We start from the raw sequence: 24,900 nt of genomic DNA on the forward strand, positions 1-24,900 counted from the left end.
AATTAATTCCCCCTAAAATAACTTTCGTCTTTAAATAAAGCTAGTAAGTTAAGTTTACTGATAAATAAATTATCACGGGCTTCAGCCAGAGCTATTTCCTGATCTTTTCTATTTAAGCTATTTTCTTCATAAGCTATCTGATTAATTAAGCCCTCAGCCAACTGCAGTTTAGCTATTTCTTCTTCTAAAATACGCTTTTCATATGTTAATTCATTTTGACTCAACTTATCTTGATCTAATTCAATTTGATGCTGCTTTTTCTCAAACTCCAGGGCCAACTCTCTTTTTAGCCGCTTATATTCATCAAGCAGATCAATTATCTCAGCCTCTTTATCAGCTATCTCAATCTTCCGCTGTCCCCCATCATAAAGCAGATAGGATAGGTTGACACCAACTGTAAATCCCTCTTCATCAGCGGTATTATATTCACCAGTCAGATTAATATCAGTATTACTCTCACTCTTTAACCACTCTAATTCCTTTTCCAGGACCTCCCGTTCAAAAGAATTTGCCAGCAGTTCATAGCTAATTCCCTCTGCTTGCTGTAAAAGTTCTGTGTTTTTACCGGGATCAATCTCAAAGTTACTAACCTTAGTCATGAGAGTAAGTAAGTAATCTTCATTTTCATCTAAGAGCAGCTCCTCTTCATTACTTAATCCCAGGTCCTGATAAAAATCCTTTTTACCCTCTTCAAATTCCTTACTGGTATTTTTAAACTGATATTCTGCTTCTTTTACAGCCAGTTCAGCCTCAAGCAGCTCTATTTGACCAGCTTCACCAATATCCCGCTTCTTAATTACCTCTTTAAGATCCTCTTCAGCTAGTTTAAGCTGCTCTTTATATAACAGTTCTTTGGCCTGTAAGCGTATCAAATTAAGATAAGCCTCCATCCAGGAAGTCAGTTGACTGACCCTGCTTTCTGCTAATTCCTTTTTTAGCTTCTCCAGTTCTTTTTCCTGGCTATACAATTCTTTGTCTGATTCAAGTGGTGTCCAGGGAAATATTCTTTGAGAAAGCTCAACAGTATATTCAGGACTATAATCATCACTAGTGATACTTACTGTTGGCCCTATAGAAAAACCAGAGGAATAATCCTTAGTAAACTCTAAGCCTAGAGTCCCATCATTACCATCTTCTTTATCCTGATAATCTTCTGAACGACTGTAATCAGCATCAATAGTAATCTGCCAGTCCTGACCAGCCTTAATTAATTCAATATTACGTTCAAGTGCTGCAATATCCTGTTGAATATCCTGAATACTATCATTATTTTCCAGGCCAATCTCAACAAGTTTTTCAAAATCAAGGGGAGCTGCTGTAGTAATATTATTGATACTAAATAATAAAATAATTAGGATCAATAAAGTATATGTTTTATTCATTTTCAAGAATCTCATCTGTAAACACCCCTGTTTCCAGACCAAGTGCCTTACATAAATTATGCTCAGCAAGATAATAATTAGCAATAGCCTCTTGATAGTTATATTCTGTCTCCAGAAGACTGGCTTCATATTGTAAAAGGTCTGTTTTAGTGCTAATACCTGCCTGATACTGTTTCTTAATTAATTCATATTCATCTCTATCTTTAGAAAGCCTTTCTTTCTTCAGGTCTATGCTTTTTACCGCCTGTTTAAACTCATAATAAGTCTCCTGAGTAGAGATAGTAAGCTCGTCTTTAATACTTTCAGTCTCCAGACTGGAAATACTGGCGGCAAGTTCTTTAATCTTAATGTCCAGTGCTGAAGAAGATATCCTAGCACGTTTTTCATCTATTTCTGCTAACTGTTCTTCTTTTGTACTTAATTGTAATTCCAGACTATTTTCCAGAGCAGTTTCAATGGCTGTCTCTTCATTAATATCCCAGACATCAGGTTCTTTCAGAGAATCAATTTCAAATTCATCTCCTTCTAAATCCAGAGTCATTTTCAACTGTCTTAGGCTTTGAGTATATTCATCCTTAATTTTTTCTAATTCAAAACAGGCATCATTATAGGTGTTCCTCTGTTCTAATAAATCAATACTACTTATATCACCTATTTCATGCTGAGCCTGATACTGTTCCAAAAGACGTTTTTCTGCCGCAACTGTTTTCTCGTTCACCTTAATATTCAATTTATTTAACCAGACATCAATATACTGTTGAATAGTTGTTCCTATGACACTATCCCTGGTATCTGTATATGCTTTTTCGGCTTCCTCAAGATCATACTCTGCTTCTAATTCATTATATTTAGATTGCTCTGTTAAATTATCGGCCATAGCTTTCTTATATTCCAGTCTAGCCTTTTGAAAATTATACTCTGCAGTTTTGAGTTCCAGATTCTCAACTAAAACCATCTCCACAGCCTTCTGTAAATTCATCCTTTCAATCCCATTCCCACGGGCCATTACTGACATAGTAGCCGTGATAATTACTGCTATTAGACAAATAAATATTTCTTTCATAATTTATTTTCACACCCCTTCAATTTCAATAAAAATGACTTTTATCTTAAAGACATTCTGAATTTACACTTCAATACAATTTAGTTCTTAAGTAATAACACCCCCAGTTATAATTAGTGTAAAATATTAATATCAAGTAATTATCAAGTAATTATGGATAATTGTAAAATCTCTTCTATATAATTTAGCCATTATGTATATTCACTAATTATTTTACTAAAATTATATACAACTTTTATACTAATATTATATCAGTTACTACTATCAAGATAATTAAAATAAGATTAAAAATATATTGATTAAAAAACTTATTTTTACCCTTTTTCGATTCCCCTCATAATTAACTTATATAATGTATCAATTTTTTCTTCAGGAGTAATCTTCATTTCCATAAACATTCTTTCATGAAATACTGTTACTACCCGCAAAAGATATATAAGCATAAATTCTGTATTTATTGTCTTAAACACACCCTCTTTTATACCTCTTTCAATTAATATCCTGAGATAAGATAACATTTCTGCCAACTGTTCGTCCATTCTTTCCTTAAATTCATCACTAATAACTTTAGCAAAATTATCTGCTATTATCCTGGAAACCTCTTTATTTTCTTCACAAAAATCATGGGAGATTCTAATATAATCATAGACTAACTCCTTAACCGGCCTATCTTTTTTTACCAGACTGCCTATTTGCTTAAGCATAACCTCAAAACCAGTTTCAATCATCTCTCTAAACATCTCTTCTTTACTTGAAAAGTATAGATATAAAGTCCCTTTACTTACCCCGGCTTCTTCTGCAATACTAGACATCGATGTTTCTGCATAACCCCTATCTGCAAAAAGCCTTAAAGCAGCATCGGTGATCATATCTTTTGTGTCCTTTACTGTCATTTTATTCCCCTCCAATTTATGACTGACCGTTCAGTCATTATTTATTATACCATAGTTTATGCTATTTCAAAAGAAAGATATTAAGATATATAACATAAGTTATTATTTGCTCTCTACAAGCCTGTAGCCATAACCATAAAGTGTCTCAAGATTTAAGGCTGATAGTTTTTTCCTCAATCTCCTCACCAGGTCATCTACCACCCGTTCAGTACCAACATAATTAGTATCCCATACATGTGATAAGATTTGTTTGCGAGAAAGGGCCTGTTGTTTATGTTTTGTAAAGAATAAGAGGAGATCAAATTCTTTGGAAGTAAGGGCTATTTCCTCTCTTTTTTGATTCAATACCTTCCTTTTTTTTATATCGATTAGATAAGCAGCAGAAATTACCTGTTCATCAGTATCTTTATTACTCTTATATATTCTTTCAAGGAGCTTATTACTCCTGATAATTAGTTCACGAGGCAAAAATGGTTTGGCCAGATAATCATCACTACCCTTTTCCAGCCCCAGGACCCTATCCAAACTATCATCACGGGCCGAAATAAAAATTACAGGTGTCCGGGGATATCTATCTTTAATTTCACCTATTAATTGATACCCATCAATATCAGGTAGCATAATATCTAAAATCCAGAGATGGGGATTATCTACAATTGCTTTTTTAGCCTTTAAACCTGTCAAAAAAGACTGTACTTCCCAACCTTCTTTAGCAAGATAAGAATATAATAAATGATTCAAATTTTCTTCATCTTCAACTAGATATACTCTATAACTCATAGCAGTCCCTCCTATTCATTTCCTTAATTACAAATTCTAAAAGCTTAAATATTAATACTAAGGTTATTATCAATATTTTTTTCTGTATTACTACCATTAATAATTTCTTGCCAGGCCCTCAATAATTGCAGCAACAATTTTTTTACAAATTTAATTTTTTCAGTATCTTTATGGATATTTGCCTGGATAAGTTGATGATTCATATATTCATAGAGCATAGCTAAATTCTCTGCTATCTCTCCACCTTGCTGCATATTTAAGGAACTCATTAATTCATTGATAACCTTTCGGGCTCGCTGCAAGTAATTATTGGCTCCTTCAAAATCTTTATCATTAATACACCTTATAGCTAATCCCAAAAATTTAATACACCCTTGATAAAGCATAAGTAATAATTTTCCTTGATTTGCAGTTTTTATCTGAATATCTTTATACTGCTGATAAGCACCCTTTTTTCTCATAAAAGTCGCCCCTTTTTTAATCTTAATTTCTCCCTGCGGTCTACAAAAAAACCACAAGTCTTACCTAATTTTTTCATGTATACATTTCTCACTCTTTTAGCATGATTTATATCAAGAACTTTTTTTTTCAAACTCTGGTATTTATCGGAGACAATCTCCTGATTCTTCTGATCAATTTTATAGAGTTCCAATAACAAACTATCAATCTCTTCTTTCTGGGTCGTAAAGCTAGATATATCCTGAGCACTAGGGTTAAATAGTTTAGTTAACTTTGCTAACTCTTTTTTTCCACCACTAATTGAGTCAATTTTTTTGTCTAACTTTTTTAATTTATCTATCCTTAAAGATTGACTCTTTATCAGTCTATTTAACTTATTAAACCTCTCCTCACGGCAAAACTCTTCATGATATTGAGATAAATTCAATAATTCAACTAATAACTCTTTTTTCTGTTCAAGCAAATCTATTACCTTTTTAAAGCTATTTACGTTATTATTCATCTAATATCACCCAACTTGAAATATTCTAGTTTATTTCAAAAGAGGGAGTCAATTAAGTAAAATTGACCCCTTTCATAGTTCATTAACTTGAAGTAAAGGAACTTATATAAGAAGCAATGGTATCCATCTGTGAAATTGCACTCTCCATGGCAGCAAATTGATTATAATATTTGTCTTCTAAATCTGACATATGGTCTTCCTGTTCTTCAATCTCTTCCTCTAATTCCTCAATCTGTTCTGTTAAGCTATTATCATATTCTGTATCATCATTTTCTATACCAGCTAGTTCAAGTAGTGTACCATTATAACCATTCTCATTCATACTGGTACTAACATTGGAATCCATAATATCATCTAAACGCTGTGATAAACCATTACTATTATAATCATCCCCACTGGCTGTAAAAAGTTCAGTAACTGCCTCAGGGTCTGATTCTATAGCTTCGGCCAGGGCATCTTCATCTATAACTAATTGTCCCTGATCCTCATATTCATCACTGGTGGTAATCCCTATTTCATAAAGACTGATACCAGCCCCTTCAACACTATCATAGAGAGCAGTCCTCATTTTACTAAGCATAGTTGATAGTGTACTATCATCAGCCAGGATACCGGTTTTAGCCTTTTCATTCCATTTCTCTATTTCATCTTCTGACATCTCTTCTTCTTCTTCATCTGTTAATGGTTCATAATCATAATCCCTTTCTTCATCCAGTCTACTATTAATATCTTCTATTAAGGCATTATAATCCTCAACAAAGGCAGTAATCGTCTCCATTAGTTCATCAGAACTGGATTCAATAGAAAAATCAATCTCACCGGTATAATCCTCTTTTAGATTAATGGTTATACCATTGAAAGAGAATTTATTACTGGCCCTGGTGATTGTCACACTGCCACTGCCGTCATCGTATTCCAGGGTAGCATCTGAACCATAATATGTCTGTGAAGTATCAAATTGAAGTGACTCCAGCAAATTACCTGTTAGATCAGAGAACTCAATCTTCTGGGCTGAACCGGTATCATCTGTTTCAATAGTAAACTGGTCATTTAACTCATCATAAGTTATTTCTACACCAGCATCAGAATCATTCACCGTTTCTATTATTTCCTCAAGTGAAGTAGTAGCAGATGTAAAGGTAAAGGTCTCCCCATTAATGGTAAAACTAATATCATCTTCACTACCATCAACACTTAAAGCAGTAGCAAAATTATCGCTTATATCAGCCAGGTTACTATCTAAGTCAACCCTGTTGGATAGATTAGCATCAGAGAAACCAAGGGTATCCAGGGCATCATTTTCTGAATCAGCACTCAAGGTCATCTCATTAGTTGTATCAGTAGTAAAGACAAGCTGACCACTACTGGCATCACCATCCAAACCTACTGTAATATTACCACTTCCTACAGCATCATCTACTTGAGTCTGTATCTCAGCTTGTAGGTCAGTAAGGTCATCATAAGTCCCTTCTGAAAGAGTAACTGCTACAGTTTCATCATTAAAAGTAATTTCAAATTGATTATTACTATTACCAATAACTATACCAGCGTTAATTGTCTCACCTCTTACCTCGCCACTGACAGAACTACTGCTTTCAGTACTGGCCGTAGTAGCCACTGTTATATTACTGATCGTATAATTACCCTGTGCTGCATCAGCATTAACAGAAACACTCAGATAAGCAGACAAAATCTCATCAGTAAACTCAACTGTATTACTATTAAATGTTGAAGCAGATAACATATTAGTATCAGAGGTGTAATTAAAATATGTATCCTGAAAGGCAGTAATTTCATTAATTACTTCACGATAGGCCTCCTGCTCCCACTCTAAATAGGTCTTTTCCTGTTCCAGTTCATTTAAGGTAATTTCTTCAGCCTCCATTAAATCCTCAACTAGTGAATCTGTATCCAATCCGGAAACAATCCCGGTAATTCTGGAGATATCAGACATAATATATCCCTCCTTTTTTTATATTTTTTCATCAATCAGTATTCCAACCATTTCACAAAACTTCGCCACCATATCAAGTATTTTTTCTGCTGGAATCTCTTTGATGACCTCATCTGTCTCATTATCTATAATTTTAACCATGATTTTATTGGTCTCTTCATGGATAGTAAATTCAATATTCTTATTAAAGACCTGTACACCCTCATTGGCTGATTCAATTACAGTCTTTAATCCACTTTTATTACCTTCCTCACACCCTTCATTCTCCGAATTATTTTCTAAATAACTAAGTTTATCACTATCTTCAATTTCAGGATTATCAAGTAAATTAAAATCACTAAGACTAGTGTCCAGCTGTTTAGTCATATCATGTACAGCTACTAAACTATCCAGATACATAGACAACAACCCCCCTCTTTACAATTTCAAAAAAGCCAGGGAGTAAACCCCTCCCCGGCTCTTTTAGATATAATTTACTCTTTATTACTGAAGTAGTGTTAAGACATTTTCATTCTGGGAATTAGCCTGAGCCAGCATAGCAGTAGCGGCCTGTGTTAATACGTTGTTCTGACTGTATTCAGTCATCTCTGCTGCCATATCAGCATCCTGGATCCTTGATTGAGCAGAGGTCAGGTTTTCAGATTGTGTTTCCAGGTTATTAATGGTGTGTTCCAATCTGTTCTGATAAGCACCTAATTTAGCCCTTTCACTGGAAACCTCTGTAACAGCCTCCTCAATAGCATCAAGGGCGTCTGCGGCATCTTCCTGGGTACTGACATCAATTTTATCTACCCCCAGATCAGAAGCTGACATAGCACTTATAGCCATAGAAGTTGTCTGACCAGAATTAGCCCCAATTTGGAAAGAGATAGACTTATTATTAACTGTTACAGTATCAGTAGCATCAGTCAGGTCACTGTTTACTGTAATATCAATCCCACCTTCTGTGGAAATAACACTATTGGTTAGACTGGCTTCAAGTCCAGTTTCCTGGCTAACAGTATTTCCATCACTATCTGTTATAGTAACATCTGCTGTAACAGTATTATCAAAAGTCAGAGTTCCTTCACTTATCGTAGCACCAGCTGTAATAGTAAAATCACCTAGTGTAAAATCAGCACTATAATCATTTGTAGTTGAATCAAGTGTTTCACCATTACTGTTCTTTAAAGTAAAGGTATAGTTACCATTATCTTCAGCAACCTCAATGGTATAACTACCTGCACTTGCAGTATCACCAGTTGTTGCTGCAACATTTGCACTTAGTCCAGTAGTATCGGAACTAACATCAATAGCTGTAGCAACATTTGCAATATCAACTGTGTAATCTCCACTTTCCAAATCTACATCTTTTAATTCAACACCCTCTGCTCCACTGGCATTGGAACTAATCTCGGCAGTTGCTGCCATAGAACCATTTAAGAGCTTTTTAGTATTAAATTCTGTGTCAGAAGCTATCCTATCGATCTCCTCTATTAATTGATCGATCTCTTTCTGGATCTCAGCACGGTCATCATCAGTATTGGTATCATTACTTGCCTGTACTGCCAGTTCTCTCATTCTCTGCAAAATTTCCCCGGTTTCATCAAGGGCACCTTCAGCAGTCTGGATCATCGAGATACCATCCTCAGCATTAGTAGACGCCTGATCAAGCCCCCTGATCTGGGTTTCCATCTTTTCCGAAATAGCCAGACCAGCTGCATCATCAGCCGCTGAATTAATGGCATAACCTGATGATAGTTTTTCCAGTGAACTGGAAACCGCATCACTATTACTGTTCAATTGATTCAAAGTGTTCAACGCCGAAACATTAGTATTAATTGTCAAACTCATAAAATAATCTCCTCCTTGAATTTTTCCAGGCTTCCCTGCCTGAAGTTTTTGTTTTAGCTACTTAATCTACGGTTGATGTAACCCGGCCGTTGCTACACCTCCCCCAATTTAGTAGCTATTACTATCTAGAACAAAATGACTTCACCATCCTAAGTTAAACAAGAATCATAATCTGTTCTAAACACTAATAGCTACTAAATTACTTATTCATGCATCAATTCATCTCGGTTTTTATCTAAAATATGTAAGCCAGTATTTTTCTCTTTATAATTATTACATATTTTTACTTAAAATTAACTATGAATTAATAACTGGCTTACACTTAAGACTTTTTAATAAAAAACTACCTCTTCATATTAACCAAAGTCTCTAACATCTCATCAGAAGTAGTTATCACCGTGGAATTAGCCTGATAACCACGCTGAATTTTAATCATTTCACTAAATTGTTCGGATAAATCAACATTTGAGGCCTCTAAACTACTACCTGCTACAGAGCCAGTTCCACCACTCCCGGCAGTACTAATCATTACATCACCAGAATTAACCGATTCTTGAAAAAGTGTATCCCCAACCTTTAGTAATCCACTCGAATTAGTAAAATCCCCAATCCCCAGTTGGGCAATAGTTTTAGAATAACCATTACTGTATGAACCTACCAACTCACCTGTGTCACTAAAAGAAATATCTTCCAAACTACCAGCTGTATAGCCATCATAAGCAGCCGTAAGATCTGTATCACCAGCATTCTGAGTAAGCCCTGATAAATCTACCGATACAGTCTGGGTATTACTCAAACCATCTGGTGTAAAGGATAATTCCAGTTCATCACCACTAACCAGATTGCCGTCATCATCAAAGACTAAAGTTATCGTATTACTATTTAATGATACATTTGAACCATCAGTAAGCTCTACATCACTACTGTTAATCTCCCAAGTATTATCAGCAATCTGATCTGCATAAAAATATACTGTATGACTGTTCCCCTGAGAATCATAGACCTGTGCAGTAAATTTTATTGTAGAAGCAAATTCATAGTCAACATTAATACTTTCCCCGGTAGTTGAATCTTCCAATAAGGAAATAGTGCTTGTATCAATTGTAGTACTACCAGTATGATCTGCTATAGTAACTGCAGGGCCTGTCCCCCCGATACTTAATGTTAAAGAATCACTAAATAAATCATCACCACCATCAGTAGTAAAGGAGGTTATTTCCCCATCATTATTTAAGACTATTTCACCAGTAATACTACCTATATAGGTATTACCACCTATTGTAAATACACTACTGCTATCACCAGCAGTCAGGGTGTATTTCCAGGTGTTATAAGTATCCCCCTCAGTTAACTCAATACTGATTGTATCTGTATCTCCATTAGTATCTTCAACATCTATTTCACTGGAATCTAAATCCAGGATATTTTCCAAAGTAGTACTAATATTACCAGTAAAATCAATATAGGTAGAGGCCGAGGGATCCATACTTAAATCAAGACTGATATTGCCCACTTGTTCATCTGTATTTACTGTCCCGTCTTCATCTGCCTGCCAGCCTTGCACATAGTAACCATCCCCATATGTAATATTTCCATTTGCATCATAAGAAAAAGAACCGGACCTGGTATAATAATTTTGACTACCATCACTAACTATAAAAAAACCATCACCATCTAAGGCTACATCTAAAATACCGCTACTAGACTCGATACTACCTGATTCCATATTATAAGTTATACTCCCGATTGAAACACCTAAACCAATCTGAATAGCATTACTCCCACCAGTATCACCTTGAGCAGCTGTAGCACCCTGTAAAGTTTGACTAAATAATTCTTGAAAGGTTATGGAACTACTTTTATAACCAGTTGTATTTACATTAGAAATATTATTACCGATTACATCCATAGCCGTCTGGTGTGCCTTCAAACCAGATACTCCTGAATACAATGATCGCATCATTTTGACTACCCCCTTATTACTAAAATCAAAATATTATATGAACTATTAAATTTCTTAAATTAGATCTTTCTTATAACAAAAATTATTTTAGATTATTTACATAAATACTATACTATCTATCTCATTAATAACTCTCTTTTTAGTACCGTAATCACTTAAAGCAGTGATTACGGTACTATTTTTTATACTTACTATGTAAGCAATATTATTAACAATAATTAAAGATACCTCTGACCCCTTATTAGCGGCTTTTTCAAAGCCAAGTTGTAATTGTTGTAGTTCTCTTACAGATAAAGTGCTGTCAGATATACTCAGTCTATGCAAGGCATTTTTAGAAAACTTAAGAACAGATACTTCATTTAATTGTTCAATAAAAAGTTTTTCTCTTAACTCGCTTGTTGTTATTTTCTTATTTGACATAGGTATGTCCACCTTTAATTATGCATCTTCATCTGTATCTGTATCATCATAAACCATTGTTATATCATCAACACTATATTGTTCTCCATCAATATAAATATAGGTCTCACCGTCTTCAACAGCAATCTTATTTACCTCACCAGTAACCTCAGCATCATTTATTTCTACTGTTTTGCCGATTAATGAACTCCCATTATACAAACCCTGATATTGAAGGAATGAACTCATATTATCATTCATAGTTGTCAGCTGTTCTACTGTACTAAACTGGGCCAGTTGTGTAACATACTCAGTGCCATCCATCGGGTTTAATGGGTCTTGATGCTGTAACTCTATAACCAGGAGCTCCAAAAAAGCTTCCTGTCCCAGGGTATTACTATCATCTGAACTATCAGTTTCAGATGTACTCGTACTAGAACTACTTATTGAAGAAACAGAAGAAACATCATAATCAGACATCCTAATCACCCCCTTTTAAAATTAATTTCTTAACCATTCCTCCATTATTTCCAGCCTCTCTGTTTTCCATCTCAATCTTATGGTAGATCTCTTCCCGGTGTATTTCGATATTAGCTGGGGCATCAATACCTACTTTAACTCTACCTCCATGTAGTTCTACTACAGTTATTATTATGTTTTCATCAATAATGATTTTGTCATCTTCTTTTCTGCTTAAAACAAGCACTTTTGAACCCCCAGTTTAGACTGGACTGAAAAAACAGGATGCCTTACTTGATAATCTGTATTATCTAAAACAACTTGTTTCCCAAGTCTTTTTTTATAATTTATGACAAGCGGGGCAGCTAAATTCACTGTCATATTCACTAGTCTCCCCCTAATATTACAGATAGCCAGCACCAGGATGTCTTCTAATGACTTAATAGCTAATCTTTCTTTGACCAGATCACTAATTTCAAACTGGTAATCCCCTAATACCTTCCAGGGATTTATAGTGATAAAGGCCAGGTTATCTTCCTCAACTGACTGCATAACTATAAAAGGCCCTTTGTCTTTTGAACACAGAAATACAAATTTTTTTTGATCATTAAAACCGGGAATACCATCAAAAAAGCTAATTGTTTCCTCACTATTACTTCTTATGCTACAACAAATCTTGCTTTTTAATTTCATTACAATGCCTCCAATTACAATACATTATTGGCTTAACATTATTAACTTGAAAAATCATATTTAATTTAGGAATAAGCTACATTTGATTTATGAGGAAACAAAATTAACCAATGAAGTCTGTAAAATACTTGAGCTAACAGATAAAGCAGCCTCATAAATATATTGTTGACTGGCATAATTGGTATAGGCCTCAGCAAGATCAACATTTTCATTGTTTGATAATATTTCATTTAAGCTTGTATTTTCATCCTCTAAGCGTGTCTGAGTAAATTTCAGTCTGTTTTCTTTGGCTCCCACCTCTGCTCGACAGGTATTAATGGTATTAACAGCCTCAGAGATATTACTTAAAACTGTAGTAGATAAGGCCTCAGTATCACCTGTTTCCAGGGCCTCTTCCAATGAATGGATAGCCTCAAAGGCATCACCAAAGACCTCCTGACCATTAATATTAATCTCTAGTTCTGTACTGGAATTCACCTGACGGACTATACTATTATAATCACCCTGATATTCCCCATCCTCATTAAAACTCTCAGTGGTAGTGGCTGTCCCGGAAAACAAATACTGGTCACCCTGCTGGGTATTGGCAATATTTATTAATTCCTCTTCTAATTCTTCGACCACTATTAAGATGTCTTCCCTGTCCGAATCTGATAAAGTACCATCATTAGCAGCCTGAACAGCAAGATCTTCAAGTTCTTCTAAAATATCACCAGCACTATCAAGGGCATCATCGGTGTCACTAAGCCAGCTGTTACAGGATTCGATATTATTCTGATATTGTTCATTATTACTGATCCAGGAATCCAATTTCATACTATAAATAAAACTAGATGCATCATCAGAGGGGTTTACAAATAATTTGCCGGAAACAGCCTGTTCATATAGTTCATTTAACTTTTCCGAATTATTATTTAAATTTGCCAAAACATTATTTGTAACCATACTATTACTGATTCTCACTTTACATTACACCTCCTTATTAAACCATAGCAAGCAAGGCATCAAGCATCTCATCAATAGTAGTAACTACTGTTGAGGCAGCTATATAGGCCTGCTGAAACTTAATAATATTAGTCATTTCCTCATCAAGGGAAACACCAGAAATACTTGCCTGTTCTTCTTCCAACTGTTCCAGGAGGGCTTCCTGATTATCTAACATCTGTTCTGCTTCTTCCCCCTTGACCCCTATGGAAGTGATAATTGACTCATAATAATCACTTAATGATGAACCATTTAAACTTGCTAACTTATCTTCATTTATTACATTAGACAAAGCCGAAGCATTTTTCCCATTCCCCTCACTGGCATCAAAAGAAATAGTTGCCTCCCCAATACTCTTAATATTAAGTGTAACACCAATCTCTTCAGTCAGGTCTATTATGTCACCTGCCTGGGCTGTCCCAGTCAGGGGGCTTCCAGAGGCATCTGTCAAGGTATTACCGTCCGCATCTCTAACTGTATAATTAACCTCATTTGGATTAGTGGTTGATTCAGTTATCTCTATCTGATAACCATCTTTCAGCAAAGTACAATCACTAATATCAACACTTGCTACATCTTCATTGTCAGTATATGTGCCTTCAAACCTGCCAGCAGCAATTTTTTTCACATCATTTTCTATGGTTTCACTTACACTAAGACCCATAGCTGCGTTTTCTTGATTATTAATAACAAAAAAGTCCTCACCACTATCACCGTTTAAATCATATCCTTCTTGATGTACTGCATTAAATTCCTCAGCAAAAGACTCTGCCATTTGATTTATATCATCCAGGTAACCAGCAACTATCTCATCTCGCAGTTCCAGTGTTGCCGCTAAAGAACCACTATCAACAGAGACCTCTTTACCAGTCAGACTGTAGATTAATTGACTCTCATTCTGACCTGTTTGTTCAACAGTTAAATCATAGGAATTGTCCCTACTAACCAGGAGATTACCATCTAAGGTTACCTGGAGGTTGCCCTGGTCATCCTCATAACTCTGCACATCTACATATCTATTGAGTTCCTTTAAGAGCTGGTCCCTTGAATCACGAAGGTCATTTGCTGCCTGACCGCTATTTTCTACACTGACTATCTCTTCATTTAGAGCTGCAATCCTACTAGTTAGAGAATTAATCCCCTCTACATTAGTACTTATATCTTCAGTTAAAGAGCTTTGATATTCTAATAAATTCTCACAAATAGAATTAAAGGTATCAGCTACTAATTCGGCAGTCCCTTGAACTGTTTTTCTGGCAGCTATATTTTCTGAGTCAGGGGCAGTACTTAAATCCTGTAATGCTTCGTAAAACTCATTTAAAGCATCATCTAATCCTGACTCTGAAGTCGTAGATTCATTAAAAATACTTTCTATCTGTGTTAAACCTTGTAAAATCTTCTCCCAATAAGCCTGTCCCTGACTTTCCTCATTGATTTGTTGATTAATAAATTCATCTGTAATCCTTTCAATAGCCTCAATATCAACCCCTGTACCGGTTTGGCCAACACTTGTCCCGGTCGCTATACCAGGAGAGGCATAAGCATCACTGGCAGTCAGTACCACCCTCTGTCTGCTGTAACCCTCTGTAGTAGCATTAGAAATATTATGACCTGTTGTCTCCATAGCCTTTTGTTGGGCCTGTAAAGCACTAAGGACAGTACTCAAACCACTAAATGTACTTGACATAACCTAACCCCCTTATTCATAACATTATTACTATCCTAAATTTATTGACAAGTAAGTTAACTTCGCTGATCTAATATATGTTGTGAAACCTTAGTCCCCAACCCCATCTTTTTGTCATAGATCTGACTTGCTGGTTGCAAAATATTTAATAAGATTCCTAAAGAAAACTCATTTAATTTAACTGCTTCAGATATTAATACCCTGTTTTTTTCGTTTCCTTTCTGTAAACCTACAATAACTTTTAACATCTTTTCCTTCATCACAGATAATTCTTTTTGCCATAAATCAGGTAAGGAATCTTTTAACTCAACAAATGTTAAGTCTTCTTTATTTAGCTTGTACATCTCTTTTAATTGAGAAATGATTTCCAAACGGTCTTTTTCCAGGGATTGAATTCCGGCAAGTATTTCCCGGTCTTTTCCTAATAGTTCTGCTAGTTTATCTACATCATTCTTTATTATGGCTTTTTTTTTCTTCAGAACCAGTTGATTAAGGACAACTAAGTACTCATATTCTTCTTCAAGGATCTCAATTAATCTTTTGATTACCTCTTCACCCACTTTACTACCTCCCGCCCTCTAATCTAAGACTTCTATCATTTTGTGAGCTATCTGCCTGGAATCAATATGGTATTCATCATTTTTTATTGCCTTTTTTATTTCTTCTACCTTATCCCATCTTATATTCGACATTTCTTTTAAACGATTTTTATACTCTTTAATTTCTTCCAAATCTCTAATGTTTTTGTCTTCTGATTTCAAGTGGTGGCAATCCAAGTTAATTCACCCCTTTTATTAATTTTGTATATCAAATTTATACCTGTAAAAGTTTAACGACAAAATTACATATTGTTATCTTTCAATACTTGAATTTTAAAACAATTTTACAATTTATGTTTAATTAACTATCTTTATGTCATAATTATAAATTTAAAATGTCAAATAAATGTAAAATAAATATGTGAAATTGTAAAATTAACCCTTTTTAGTGCTAAAGTATCAGTGTTTTGAATTCTACAAGAAGGAACTCAAATTATTCAGGATTTATTTAACATAAAAAGGAAAAATATTCTATAGTAGATAAAAAAAATAGTTCACCCTGTTGTAATATTACAACAGGGTGAACTATTTTTATATCAAATTAAAAGCTATACCTTAAACCCAGTGATGTAAAATCATTATCTTTAAACTGACCAAAGGTAGTTCCTGCATCACCAGAGAATATCTTATGAGCCAGTTCTAAATGCAAATCATCCTGTAATTTATAATCAAGCTTACTCTCAAGTGAATAATCCTCATCTTCCAGGTTATATATCCAGGTTAATTCTGGAACAACGGTCTCATTCTGGTAACTATCTTCCAGCTTAACAATCAACCTATTTGTTGTATAATCTCCATCGTCATTATATTCCAGATCACTAATCCCGCTATCCTTAATTTCAGCACTATCCAGAATCTTTTGCCCGGTGAATTGTACATTTAGGTTTAGATTACTAATAGGTAGGTCCCTGTCACCACCAATAACCCAGGCTATCTTATTATTCCTTACTACCGGGTCATTACCAGAGATATCATCTGTCCTAAAATAAGCCAGCTCAAACCTGGTATTAATTGTGCGCCAGACGGTAGCCAGTTCAGCCCCCAGCATATCTACCTCATCATAATGGAGGTCTGCCGCTGTTAACAATTCTTCAAACTTATCACTATCCAGTTGTGCAGAATTACCTACAGCAGACAGTAAAACAGCTTTATCATATGATGGGTCCCTTAAATAGCCGTGGTAATACGTAAATCCATAATCTATCCCCTGTCTGCTGTCAGTAAACCGGAGAGCCAATTGATTATTATAATCAGGGAAGGCATCTTCCACCTTATGAATAATCCTGGATTGGCTGTAACCAGTTAAACTGCTTATATCTTCCAGGGAAACTGAGGCAAAGGGATTAATTACCCAGTTACCCAGTTCACTATCAGAGTCATCGGCCAGTCTATGAGCCGTAAATTCAGGGGTATAAACAAACTCCAGTAAGGCCTGACCATCCCTGAAATACCGGTCTATCTTGAGCATCTCTTCCCCTAGTTGCCTATCCAGATAATCAGGATTAACAAAATCACTCATATCTTCGGCATTAATCTGATCTACTACATGAACCTTATCCCCTTTGCCCCAGACAAGCCTTTTTTTACCCAGAAGTATTTGATATTCACCAGCATAATATTGGACAAAAGCCTCAGCCAGGTCAAATTCTTTGCGGGCACCAGTAGTATAATCAATTAAAGCCTTCAAATCATAATTATCAGTCTGATAGGCTAGCTCAAGATCAAGGTCAATATTCCCTTGATTATCATCATCACTAAATAATCTATATTCCGGGAACAGCTCCCCTGAATAACTAAACTCTGGTCCCTGTTCTTCTTCTGTAAAAAAACTATCACTCTCAAAGGCCATAATGCTTAAGGAAAAAAACAGGATCAATAGGGCTGTTATTGAGAAATATAGATAAGCTTTTTTAAGCATATTATCACCTTTCCCATCAGATTATTATTTTCCATTTTTCAGAAATTGCTGAGTGAATCTCCTGTCACTAATCTCTTTATTATATTCAAGTAAATAATTACCCTTATTTTGTTTAATATAAAGCTGTGTCTTATGACCACTCTCTAAATCCTCCATAGTTGTAGAGAAAACAGTCCAAATTCCATTAATCTTTTCAATCTTCTCTTCTACTGTCATCAACTTAATTAATTTTCCACTGTCTTTATCATACATCTCCACTTTCAAGGGAATATAATGTTCTTTACTAATCCAGGAAATAGTCTTCTGGTACTGCTCTTCTTCAGGATTCTTAGGAATGGCCTCAACAACATAGCATTCATACTTTGTCAGTTTTTCTTCTTTAAGTAATTTGTAAGTAAAATCATCTATTTTCCTTGATTCCATATCATCATAAGTAAAATCAGAACCCATAAATGAATCCCCACCCTGGGACGACGAAATCCTCCTTACTCTTTGTAAGGCTGGTAGGTAAATCCACTGGTCATCATCCCTATCTTTATTTTCAATTTGTAGAAAACGGGTGTTTTTTACAGAGGCAGGCTCATGAAATACCATCACCATTTTATTCAGGTCATCTGCTGGGTTACCATATTCCTTGGCCCAGACCTCAATAGTCCTAGGGCTGACCTCTCCCTTTTTATCTATTAAATCCATACCCATTAAGGCATGTTGAGTATCACCGGTTTCTCTCTCATCTGCCTTTTCCATAATTTCTCTACCAGTCAAGGCTGCTGCTGAAAGACTTATACCCAGCACAAAGACCATCAACATCAAGATAATTTTTCTACTCTTTTTTAATCCCATTATTAATCCCTCCTGATTTTTTATTTAAGCGTCTTATTTAGAAATAAAAGCCGGTTTAAAGATATTAAGTAATAGTGGTAAAATTGTTAATGCTGCCAGTGATGAAGTAAACATCGTCAGGGCTATTAATAAACCCAGATAAACCAGTGGATAGAAGTTGGAACAAAGCAGCACTATAAAGCCAGCTGCTACTGATGTAGCATTAAAAATAATGGCCTTACCTGTTGAAATTAAAGTCTTTCTGGTTACCTGATACAGATTACTACTCTTCTGCCTTTCTGAATGATAACGGGCCAGGAAATGTATTGTATAATCAACCCCAATTCCAATAGCAATTGAAGCAACCATAGCTGTCCCTACATCAAGCTTTATTCCTGTATACCCCATCAAGGCAAAATTAATTAATAGTGAAAAAGTCAGAGGAATAATCCCATAAAGTCCTGCCAGAATAGACTTATATGAAATAGCAACAATTATAAAAACTATTATTAAGGAAATCACTATACTCATAGTCTGACTGTGTACAATTAGATTATTAGCTGCCAGGGCCATATCAGCATTACCAGATATCTTTACCTTATATCCCTCTGGAAAATATTCCTGACTATATTTACTTACTTCCTTTTTTACTCTGGATGCTACCAGGTTACTAGGACTATTAAGCTGTATTAGAATCTGAGCCTTATCTGGTTCTAACTGGTCATTAATCATATCATCAAGACTACCTGAATATAAAAGCAGGTATTGTGAAACTAAATCCTTTAGCCCCTGTTTATCCACAGCAGGATATTTGCTTAAATCATAGGGTATTTCATTATAGGCAGCCCCCTGAAAGTTCATTTCTCTCTTGATAAGTTCAAGCAGTTCTTCTCCATTTAAATTTAGTTTATCTGCCCTCAATAAACTCTTATTTAACAACTCAATGAATTGATATTCACTGATATGCTTTTCCTTATCAGGCCCGGAGTCTATAACAAACTCCTCTTGACTACTTTCCCCAGCAGGAGAAGATTCATGTTCACTGTTGTAAAAACTGGAGGTAGTTTCATCCCCTTTACTATCATTCCCTGCATCAGAATAAAAGCTGGAAATACTTTCAGAATCTGTTTCCATAGATTCACTATAGAAACTGGAAGTACTCTCTTCCTTACTATCTTGACTTCCCCCGGAAAAAAAGCTGCTGGTAGTTTCACTCCCTTCATCAAGGACAGTATCTTCACCCTGCTCTATCTCTTCTTCAGGGTAATGCATAACCCTGTTCATTCTCTTAATAAAATCACTTATGGAAGACACCTTACCAACCTCAGTCATATTCTCCATCAAATATTGCTCCAGTTCATCAATCCCTTTTAATATCTCCGGATCTGTAAGACTACCCTGACCCTCACCTTCAATCATAACATTCATTAGAGATGTCCCACTAAAATTTTCATTTAAAAATTTGTCTGCCTGCCTGATCTCAGTATCTTCCTTAAACATCTCTATAAGAGGGGTATCAATAATAATCCTGCTGATACCTACTAGAGATACAGAGAAAATTATTACAATTAATATCAATAAACTTATTCTCTTCTGAGCATACAACTCATGAAGCCTGGTAATTACTGTTTCAAAATGACCCCTGCTTTGATATTGATCTGCTGAAACCTCTTTACCTTCACCAAATTTTAGTAATAAAAGGGCTGGTATTAATAAAATGGCTACTAAGAATGCTGCAGCAATCCCTATTGCAGTAAATATTCCAAAACTTCTAATCGGTATAATCTGACTACTGGCCAGTGACCCAAAACCCACTACAGTTGTTAAACCAGCCAGAAAAACAGGTTTACCGATCTGTTTTACTGTTCCCAGTACTATCTCCCGGTGTCTTTGGCTAGAAATAGTACCCTCTTCTTCTATAAGATCATCATAATAGTGACTTAAGATATGTATTCCATAAGCACTGCCAACTGCAATGAGCAGAACTGGTATTACAGTTGAAACCAGGGTCATATTTACCCCTAACAGGGCCATTAACCCAACAGCCCAGATTGTACTAATAATTACTGTCACCATTGTTAAAATTACGGGAAAAATTTTCCTAAAAAAGAGGAAAAGGGCCACTACTAAAATAATAACAATAAAAGGAAGGAGGTACTTAATATCCTCTATCATCTTATCACCCATCAGGACATTAACCGCTGTAGCCCCGGCAATATAAATCTCAAAATTTTTATAATCAGGGCTATTACTGATCTCTTTAAGCTGATAATATATATGATCCTTTTCTTCATTTCTAAGATTATCCTTTAGACTTACCAATATCTGTGTTGCATTCAGGTCACTATTATAGAGATTATCCCTATAGAGGTCCCAGGATAACAGTTTTTCCTTTAAATTATATATCTGATTATTATCAACTGGAGTTTCTTTAACAAGTTCCTCTACTACCATCCCCTCTGCTGTACCTTCTATATAATCTGCCTTGCTCAGTGATGTTACTTCATCTACCCCAGAAATCTCTTCAATTCTATCACTTAATTCTGCAATTAATGATATGTTTTCCCTGGTAAATAACTTATTATCCCTTGCTTTAAGGGCTACTACCATTCTATCATTGCCGCCAAAGATATCCTCAATTTCATTATTAGTAATTTTGGAGATATGATTATCTGGTAAGAAAACCTCAATATCATTATTAATTTCTATATTGGGTATCTGCCAGGCAAATAAAAGGGTAATTATTAATATAGTAACTACAATAAGTTTTTCCTGGTTTAATATCTTATCCATTATTCTCCCTCACTTTCTTTCACGATAAGTCATTCTGCACAAAATTATACATTTTTTCAAGGTTTCTCAACATTATTTTAGCTTCATCATCTGGAATATCACCCATTATAAGGTCATACCAGTCCTGATAAACCTTTCTGACTATTGATTTAATCCCCTCTGCCTTTTCACTAAGAAATATTAGATTTACCCGACCATCTTCAAGAGACCTTTGACGAAAGAGATAACTCTTTTCCAAAAGAGCTTTGACTGCCCGGGAAACCGTAGCCTTATCTACCCCTAGATTGGCAGTTAATACCTCCTGATTTACACCATCTCTGTCTCTATAAAGATGCACTAAAAGATTGGCCTCACTATGTTTTAGGTTGTAGGCCTCAAGCTTTTCATCAATAAATTGTTCATGGTGTTTATATAACCTGGAAATCCATTTACCAATTGGGGCATCGATTAACATTAATTTCACCTCTTTTTGATTGCAACTGCAACTATTTCCTTTACTATCATAGCAGAATATCGTTGTACCTGCAACTATTATATTTCAATGATTGAACTAAATTATAGTAATTAATAGTAATTAATACAATTTTCCTTCCTCAATCTCAAAATTAGTTGCACTTACAAGTTAAACTAATATTTTAAGATAATCATAAATCTAACATAAAGTAAAAGTCCATAGATTGACTTTATATTTAAAATAAAATATAATAAGACTAATAATTATTTTAAACTGTCAAAGGCAATTATAATAAAGGTATTACTTGGCTGCTAACAGATAAAAATAATAGGAGAATAGTTTATGGTTAATAGTTTTGCACATTCAGTTTATTATGCACCAAGGGGGAAAGATAGACTCCTTTCTTTAGGAAACAACATCTCTCAATTTTACTTATCTTCTAATGATCAATTAATAGGGTTAATCGGCGATGCTGGAGCTGGTAAATCTTTATTAATTAAAGGAATGTTTCCCGGGTTAATTCTCACAAATGATGATGAAGGAATTAATATGAGACCTCTTCCCATATTTAGCGATTATCAAGATGGTAAACCTAATAGCCATACTTATCATATTGACATGCGATTTGAAACTGCGTTTAAGCAACCCTGGCAACTAGCCGAAGCAATTGAATACGCTATAAAGAATGATCGAAGAGTAATTGTCGAACATTATAATTTACTAGAAGATCATCTCAATATATCACCAGAAATGCTAATTGGAATTGGTGAAGAAGTAATAGTAACAAGACCTGGTGTATTTGGACCTTATTCTAAAGAAATAGCTGACATTGTTTTTAAATCTATAAAATATCGTCGGATGGCACATACTGCTGAGGATTTAACTGCCATGGCAATAGAAAAAAGAGGCTACCCCAGGCCTCCATTACATAGTGATGTCAAAAGTGGATTTGTTTTATTATTTGAAGATAAACCTGATTTTTCTATCAAAGAAATAGAACAGGAAGTCAAAGAACATATTAAAAAAAATGAAAAAGTAAGCTATGTTGATGACAAACATATTAAAATAGGAGATTTTAAGTATCTATGTACAGGACCAAGAATACATTTGCATAGAACTGGAGAACTTGAAGGATATAGATTATTACCAGAATTTAAAATTGATACCAAGCAAAATCTCTTTTTACTGACTGGTTTTGTCGGAACAGAACACAGTCAATTTAAATTAAGTACCTTTTAAATATTGTTTATTTCCTCCTTTGAGCAATATGCTTTCACCCCATCTCTATAGAGGTCAATACCATAGATATCATTGATTACTGTCTGGCCGCATGACAGTTAAACAGCTACTGGTAATGAGGCTAGCTGCTACAATCTCATCTTTATTTATCTGCCTCATTAAAATCATCTCTTCTCAACATAGTTACCTATGAAATTACTGTTCAAATAATACAAATACATATTATAGATGAGTAATATATACAATGATTTATATTACAACTCTACTATAATTATATGAAAATCACATTTATATCTTCTCTTTTAATTTAAATTGTTTATTTAAAAAACATTCGGTTAAATCTATATCTCAATACTAAGTAAAGGGACATGTTGTTGAGCACCATATACATCCCTTTCACCAGGGGCTCCTGCAGATAATGGCCGTACTATCGTGATTTTCACGGCACGAGCTGGTTCAAAAAAAATTATAGAACTTATTTGGTCCTTTTCTATACCATAGAGTTGGCTAATTAAATTTTTATTAATTAAACTTTTTTCTTTAACTCTCTTATAAATTTTTCTATCTTTAAATATTATATCAAAAGTTAATTCATAGGGGCCAGCGTTTTTACTTCTAATTACTTCTGCATACTCAATTATTGGTTTACCCATCGTTTTCTCCCCCAACTTTAATAATTTCCAAAGGAAAAGCCTCTACTGGATTATCTATTTCCAGTAAATGATTTATATTAAACTGATATACTTCCCCAGTCTTTATATCAGATGGTGAGTAGGGAAACGCTAAATTACCTGCTGTTGCAATTCTTCCATCATAACCATAATGTAGCATAGCTGAACGAGTAAAACTACAAATGGTATTAGCCAACTCCTGGGTTAATGCTATAGCCTCAATTATTATTCCCAATTCATGGGACAATAGTTTTGATTTTGGTTCAAGATCCCCCATTACTCCATTTTTTCCATAGACTCTGAAAAAAAGTTGATAATCTTCCACCTTTATATTGGCAAAATTTTCCTTAGCCATTTCTTTAACATCAGCAATAATTGAATCAATTTGCTCTATCATAATAGGGTCCCTAGTACCAGCAATAGAAATCGTTCTATAACCAATCATCTTAGCCCCTTCAAGTTTAATAGTATATTTTTCATTTTTGACAAAGCGGCTGCCCTTTACTTCAACCCGTCTATTGTCTATTTGTTTAAATTTAGTTTCTCTTAAATCTATTATCCCTCCAGGACCTAATAATTCATAGGGATTACTTTTTTCATAAAGGGTATGAGCAGCTACAGAAGTTTCCGTACATTTTCGTTTTTTATTTAAAGGTTCTAATATAAACGAATCTTTCCTTAATATCCCTAACATACAATCACTACCACTACCAGGATCAGCAGCAATACTAGCACATTCTAATATTTTCCCCATATGCAGTGATATCCCTTCCGGAAAACCTGCTTTAACTGCCGGTGCAGCAAAAACAGTAGGGTCATATGCCCTTCCTGCTAAAATTACATCTACTTCCCTGTCAAGGGCTTTTATAATTGGTTCTATTCCCATTTGGCCAACAATTCTAGTCGAACTTATGATCTCATTGAGATCTAATGGTGCTACTGGATATAAAGGTTCTATATTACCTCTATTATATTGATCGACTATATAATCTTTATCAAACTCAGCATTAATTAAAGCAACAGTTAAGTTCAGTCCTTCTTTTTGAGCTATTTCTACTACAATATCCTTACACCATTCAAGATGTGGCCTTCCACCTGAACCACCTGCAGTACCAACTAGAACAGGAATATTTAATTCTTTAGCAGCTTTAATCATTATCCTTAAATCCCTTTTTACAGCTTCTCGGTCAGTAAAAGAATTTCCCGAACCCAAATAATAAGGACCCGGATCAGTTGAACCAGCATCAACTGCTATAATATCTGGCTTGTATTTTAAACCTCGATTAAATGATTCTAAAGGAAAACCATATCCTAAAATCGCTGTTGGTGCTAAAACTCTTATTTCTTCCATTA

25 protein-coding genes are annotated in these 24,900 nt (G+C 34.8%); 1 reads left to right on the forward strand and 24 read right to left on the reverse strand.

Going from position 1 to position 24,900, the window contains the following annotated elements:
- Window positions 1-2: 2 nt before the first annotated feature.
- The 22 genes from D7D81_RS15420 to D7D81_RS15525 all read right to left on the reverse strand — a co-directional run bounded on the left by D7D81_RS15420 (window position 3) and on the right by D7D81_RS15525 (window position 21,637).
- Entirely contained in the window at window positions 3-1,397 is a 1,395-nt protein-coding gene (locus D7D81_RS15420) for a TolC family protein (RefSeq protein WP_164522289.1), read from the reverse strand.
- Complete coding sequence (locus tag D7D81_RS15425; RefSeq protein WP_125990940.1) at window positions 1,375-2,445, reverse strand: TolC family protein; 1,071 nt, start codon at window positions 2,443-2,445, stop codon at window positions 1,375-1,377. Before D7D81_RS15425 ends, D7D81_RS15420 begins: the two co-directional genes overlap by 23 nt.
- A gap of 314 nt (window positions 2,446-2,759) precedes the next feature.
- Window positions 2,760-3,338, reverse strand: coding sequence for a TetR/AcrR family transcriptional regulator (locus tag D7D81_RS15430; RefSeq protein WP_125990941.1), 579 nt, complete (start codon window positions 3,336-3,338; stop codon window positions 2,760-2,762).
- Between the two features lie 102 nt (window positions 3,339-3,440).
- Entirely contained in the window at window positions 3,441-4,118 is a 678-nt protein-coding gene (locus tag D7D81_RS15435) for a response regulator transcription factor (RefSeq protein WP_125990942.1), read from the reverse strand.
- 44 nt (window positions 4,119-4,162) lie between these two features.
- Complete coding sequence (gene fliS / locus D7D81_RS15440; protein WP_125990943.1) at window positions 4,163-4,579, reverse strand: flagellar export chaperone FliS; 417 nt, start codon at window positions 4,577-4,579, stop codon at window positions 4,163-4,165.
- Window positions 4,576-5,079: a flagellar export chaperone FlgN gene (flgN, locus tag D7D81_RS15445; RefSeq protein WP_125990944.1), complete on the reverse strand. Its 504-nt coding sequence runs from the start codon at window positions 5,077-5,079 to the stop codon at window positions 4,576-4,578. The genes fliS and flgN (D7D81_RS15445) overlap by 4 nt, the downstream gene beginning before the upstream one ends.
- Before the next feature lie 82 nt (window positions 5,080-5,161).
- Window positions 5,162-7,033 carry a flagellar filament capping protein FliD gene (gene fliD, locus D7D81_RS15450; protein WP_125990945.1) on the reverse strand — a complete coding sequence of 624 codons (1,872 nt, stop codon included), beginning with the start codon at window positions 7,031-7,033 and terminating at the stop codon, window positions 5,162-5,164.
- An 18-nt stretch (window positions 7,034-7,051) separates the two neighbouring features.
- Window positions 7,052-7,432, reverse strand: a complete 381-nt coding sequence (locus D7D81_RS15455; RefSeq protein ID WP_205739239.1) for a flagellar protein FlaG — start codon at window positions 7,430-7,432, stop codon at window positions 7,052-7,054.
- An 84-nt stretch (window positions 7,433-7,516) separates the two neighbouring features.
- Window positions 7,517-8,866: a flagellin N-terminal helical domain-containing protein gene (locus D7D81_RS15460; RefSeq protein ID WP_286169794.1), complete on the reverse strand. Its 1,350-nt coding sequence runs from the start codon at window positions 8,864-8,866 to the stop codon at window positions 7,517-7,519.
- A 343-nt stretch (window positions 8,867-9,209) separates the two neighbouring features.
- Window positions 9,210-10,829, reverse strand: a complete 1,620-nt coding sequence (locus tag D7D81_RS15465; RefSeq protein WP_125990946.1) for a flagellar hook protein FlgE — start codon at window positions 10,827-10,829, stop codon at window positions 9,210-9,212.
- 96 nt (window positions 10,830-10,925) lie between these two features.
- Complete coding sequence (locus tag D7D81_RS15470; protein WP_125990947.1) at window positions 10,926-11,249, reverse strand: flagellar protein; 324 nt, start codon at window positions 11,247-11,249, stop codon at window positions 10,926-10,928.
- Window positions 11,250-11,267: 18 nt separating this feature from the next.
- On the reverse strand, window positions 11,268-11,708 hold the full coding sequence (locus D7D81_RS15475) for a flagellar hook assembly protein FlgD (RefSeq protein WP_125990948.1): 441 nt from the start codon (window positions 11,706-11,708) through the stop codon (window positions 11,268-11,270).
- Between the two features lies 1 nt (window position 11,709).
- The gene (csrA, locus tag D7D81_RS15480) at window positions 11,710-11,934 is read right to left on the reverse strand and encodes a carbon storage regulator CsrA (RefSeq protein WP_125990949.1); all 225 of its coding nucleotides are present in this window, start codon (window positions 11,932-11,934) and stop codon (window positions 11,710-11,712) included.
- Window positions 11,922-12,380: a flagellar assembly protein FliW gene (gene fliW / locus D7D81_RS15485; RefSeq protein ID WP_125990950.1), complete on the reverse strand. Its 459-nt coding sequence runs from the start codon at window positions 12,378-12,380 to the stop codon at window positions 11,922-11,924. The genes csrA and fliW overlap by 13 nt, the downstream gene beginning before the upstream one ends.
- A gap of 87 nt (window positions 12,381-12,467) precedes the next feature.
- Complete coding sequence (gene flgL / locus D7D81_RS15490; protein WP_125990951.1) at window positions 12,468-13,343, reverse strand: flagellar hook-associated protein FlgL; 876 nt, start codon at window positions 13,341-13,343, stop codon at window positions 12,468-12,470.
- 19 nt (window positions 13,344-13,362) lie between these two features.
- A complete protein-coding gene (flgK, locus tag D7D81_RS15495; RefSeq protein ID WP_125990952.1) occupies window positions 13,363-15,051 on the reverse strand; it encodes a flagellar hook-associated protein FlgK in 1,689 nt (562 codons plus the stop codon).
- A 56-nt stretch (window positions 15,052-15,107) separates the two neighbouring features.
- Window positions 15,108-15,611 carry a flagellar export chaperone FlgN gene (flgN, locus tag D7D81_RS15500; protein ID WP_125990953.1) on the reverse strand — a complete coding sequence of 168 codons (504 nt, stop codon included), beginning with the start codon at window positions 15,609-15,611 and terminating at the stop codon, window positions 15,108-15,110.
- A gap of 18 nt (window positions 15,612-15,629) precedes the next feature.
- On the reverse strand, window positions 15,630-15,812 hold the full coding sequence (locus D7D81_RS19610; protein WP_164522290.1) for a flagellar biosynthesis anti-sigma factor FlgM: 183 nt from the start codon (window positions 15,810-15,812) through the stop codon (window positions 15,630-15,632).
- A gap of 379 nt (window positions 15,813-16,191) precedes the next feature.
- On the reverse strand, window positions 16,192-17,568 hold the full coding sequence (locus tag D7D81_RS15510; protein WP_125990955.1) for a DUF1302 family protein: 1,377 nt from the start codon (window positions 17,566-17,568) through the stop codon (window positions 16,192-16,194).
- Between the two features lie 24 nt (window positions 17,569-17,592).
- A complete protein-coding gene (locus tag D7D81_RS15515; protein WP_205739240.1) occupies window positions 17,593-18,411 on the reverse strand; it encodes an outer membrane lipoprotein-sorting protein in 819 nt (272 codons plus the stop codon).
- 33 nt (window positions 18,412-18,444) lie between these two features.
- Window positions 18,445-21,183 (reverse strand): MMPL family transporter, encoded by a 2,739-nt coding sequence (locus tag D7D81_RS15520; protein ID WP_125990956.1) that lies wholly within the window; start codon window positions 21,181-21,183, stop codon window positions 18,445-18,447.
- A 19-nt stretch (window positions 21,184-21,202) separates the two neighbouring features.
- Window positions 21,203-21,637, reverse strand: a complete 435-nt coding sequence (locus D7D81_RS15525) for a MarR family winged helix-turn-helix transcriptional regulator (protein ID WP_125990957.1) — start codon at window positions 21,635-21,637, stop codon at window positions 21,203-21,205.
- Between the two features lie 342 nt (window positions 21,638-21,979).
- On the opposite strand from D7D81_RS15525, the gene D7D81_RS15530 reads away from it, so the two are divergent.
- Entirely contained in the window at window positions 21,980-22,876 is an 897-nt protein-coding gene (locus tag D7D81_RS15530; RefSeq protein ID WP_125990958.1) for an alanine-tRNA synthetase second additional domain-containing protein, read from the forward strand.
- A gap of 341 nt (window positions 22,877-23,217) precedes the next feature.
- On the opposite strand, the gene D7D81_RS15535 is transcribed toward D7D81_RS15530, so the two are convergent.
- Window positions 23,218-23,529, reverse strand: a complete 312-nt coding sequence (locus D7D81_RS15535; protein ID WP_125990959.1) for a DUF4387 domain-containing protein — start codon at window positions 23,527-23,529, stop codon at window positions 23,218-23,220.
- Window positions 23,522-24,898 (reverse strand): acyclic terpene utilization AtuA family protein, encoded by a 1,377-nt coding sequence (locus D7D81_RS15540; protein ID WP_125990960.1) that lies wholly within the window; start codon window positions 24,896-24,898, stop codon window positions 23,522-23,524. Before D7D81_RS15540 ends, D7D81_RS15535 begins: the two co-directional genes overlap by 8 nt.
- Between the last annotated feature and the right edge of the window lie 2 nt (window positions 24,899-24,900).

This window comes from Halocella sp. SP3-1, from assembly GCF_003953885.1.
Taxonomy (GTDB): Bacteria; Bacillota; Halanaerobiia; order Halanaerobiales; family DTU029; genus Iocasia; species Iocasia fonsfrigidae.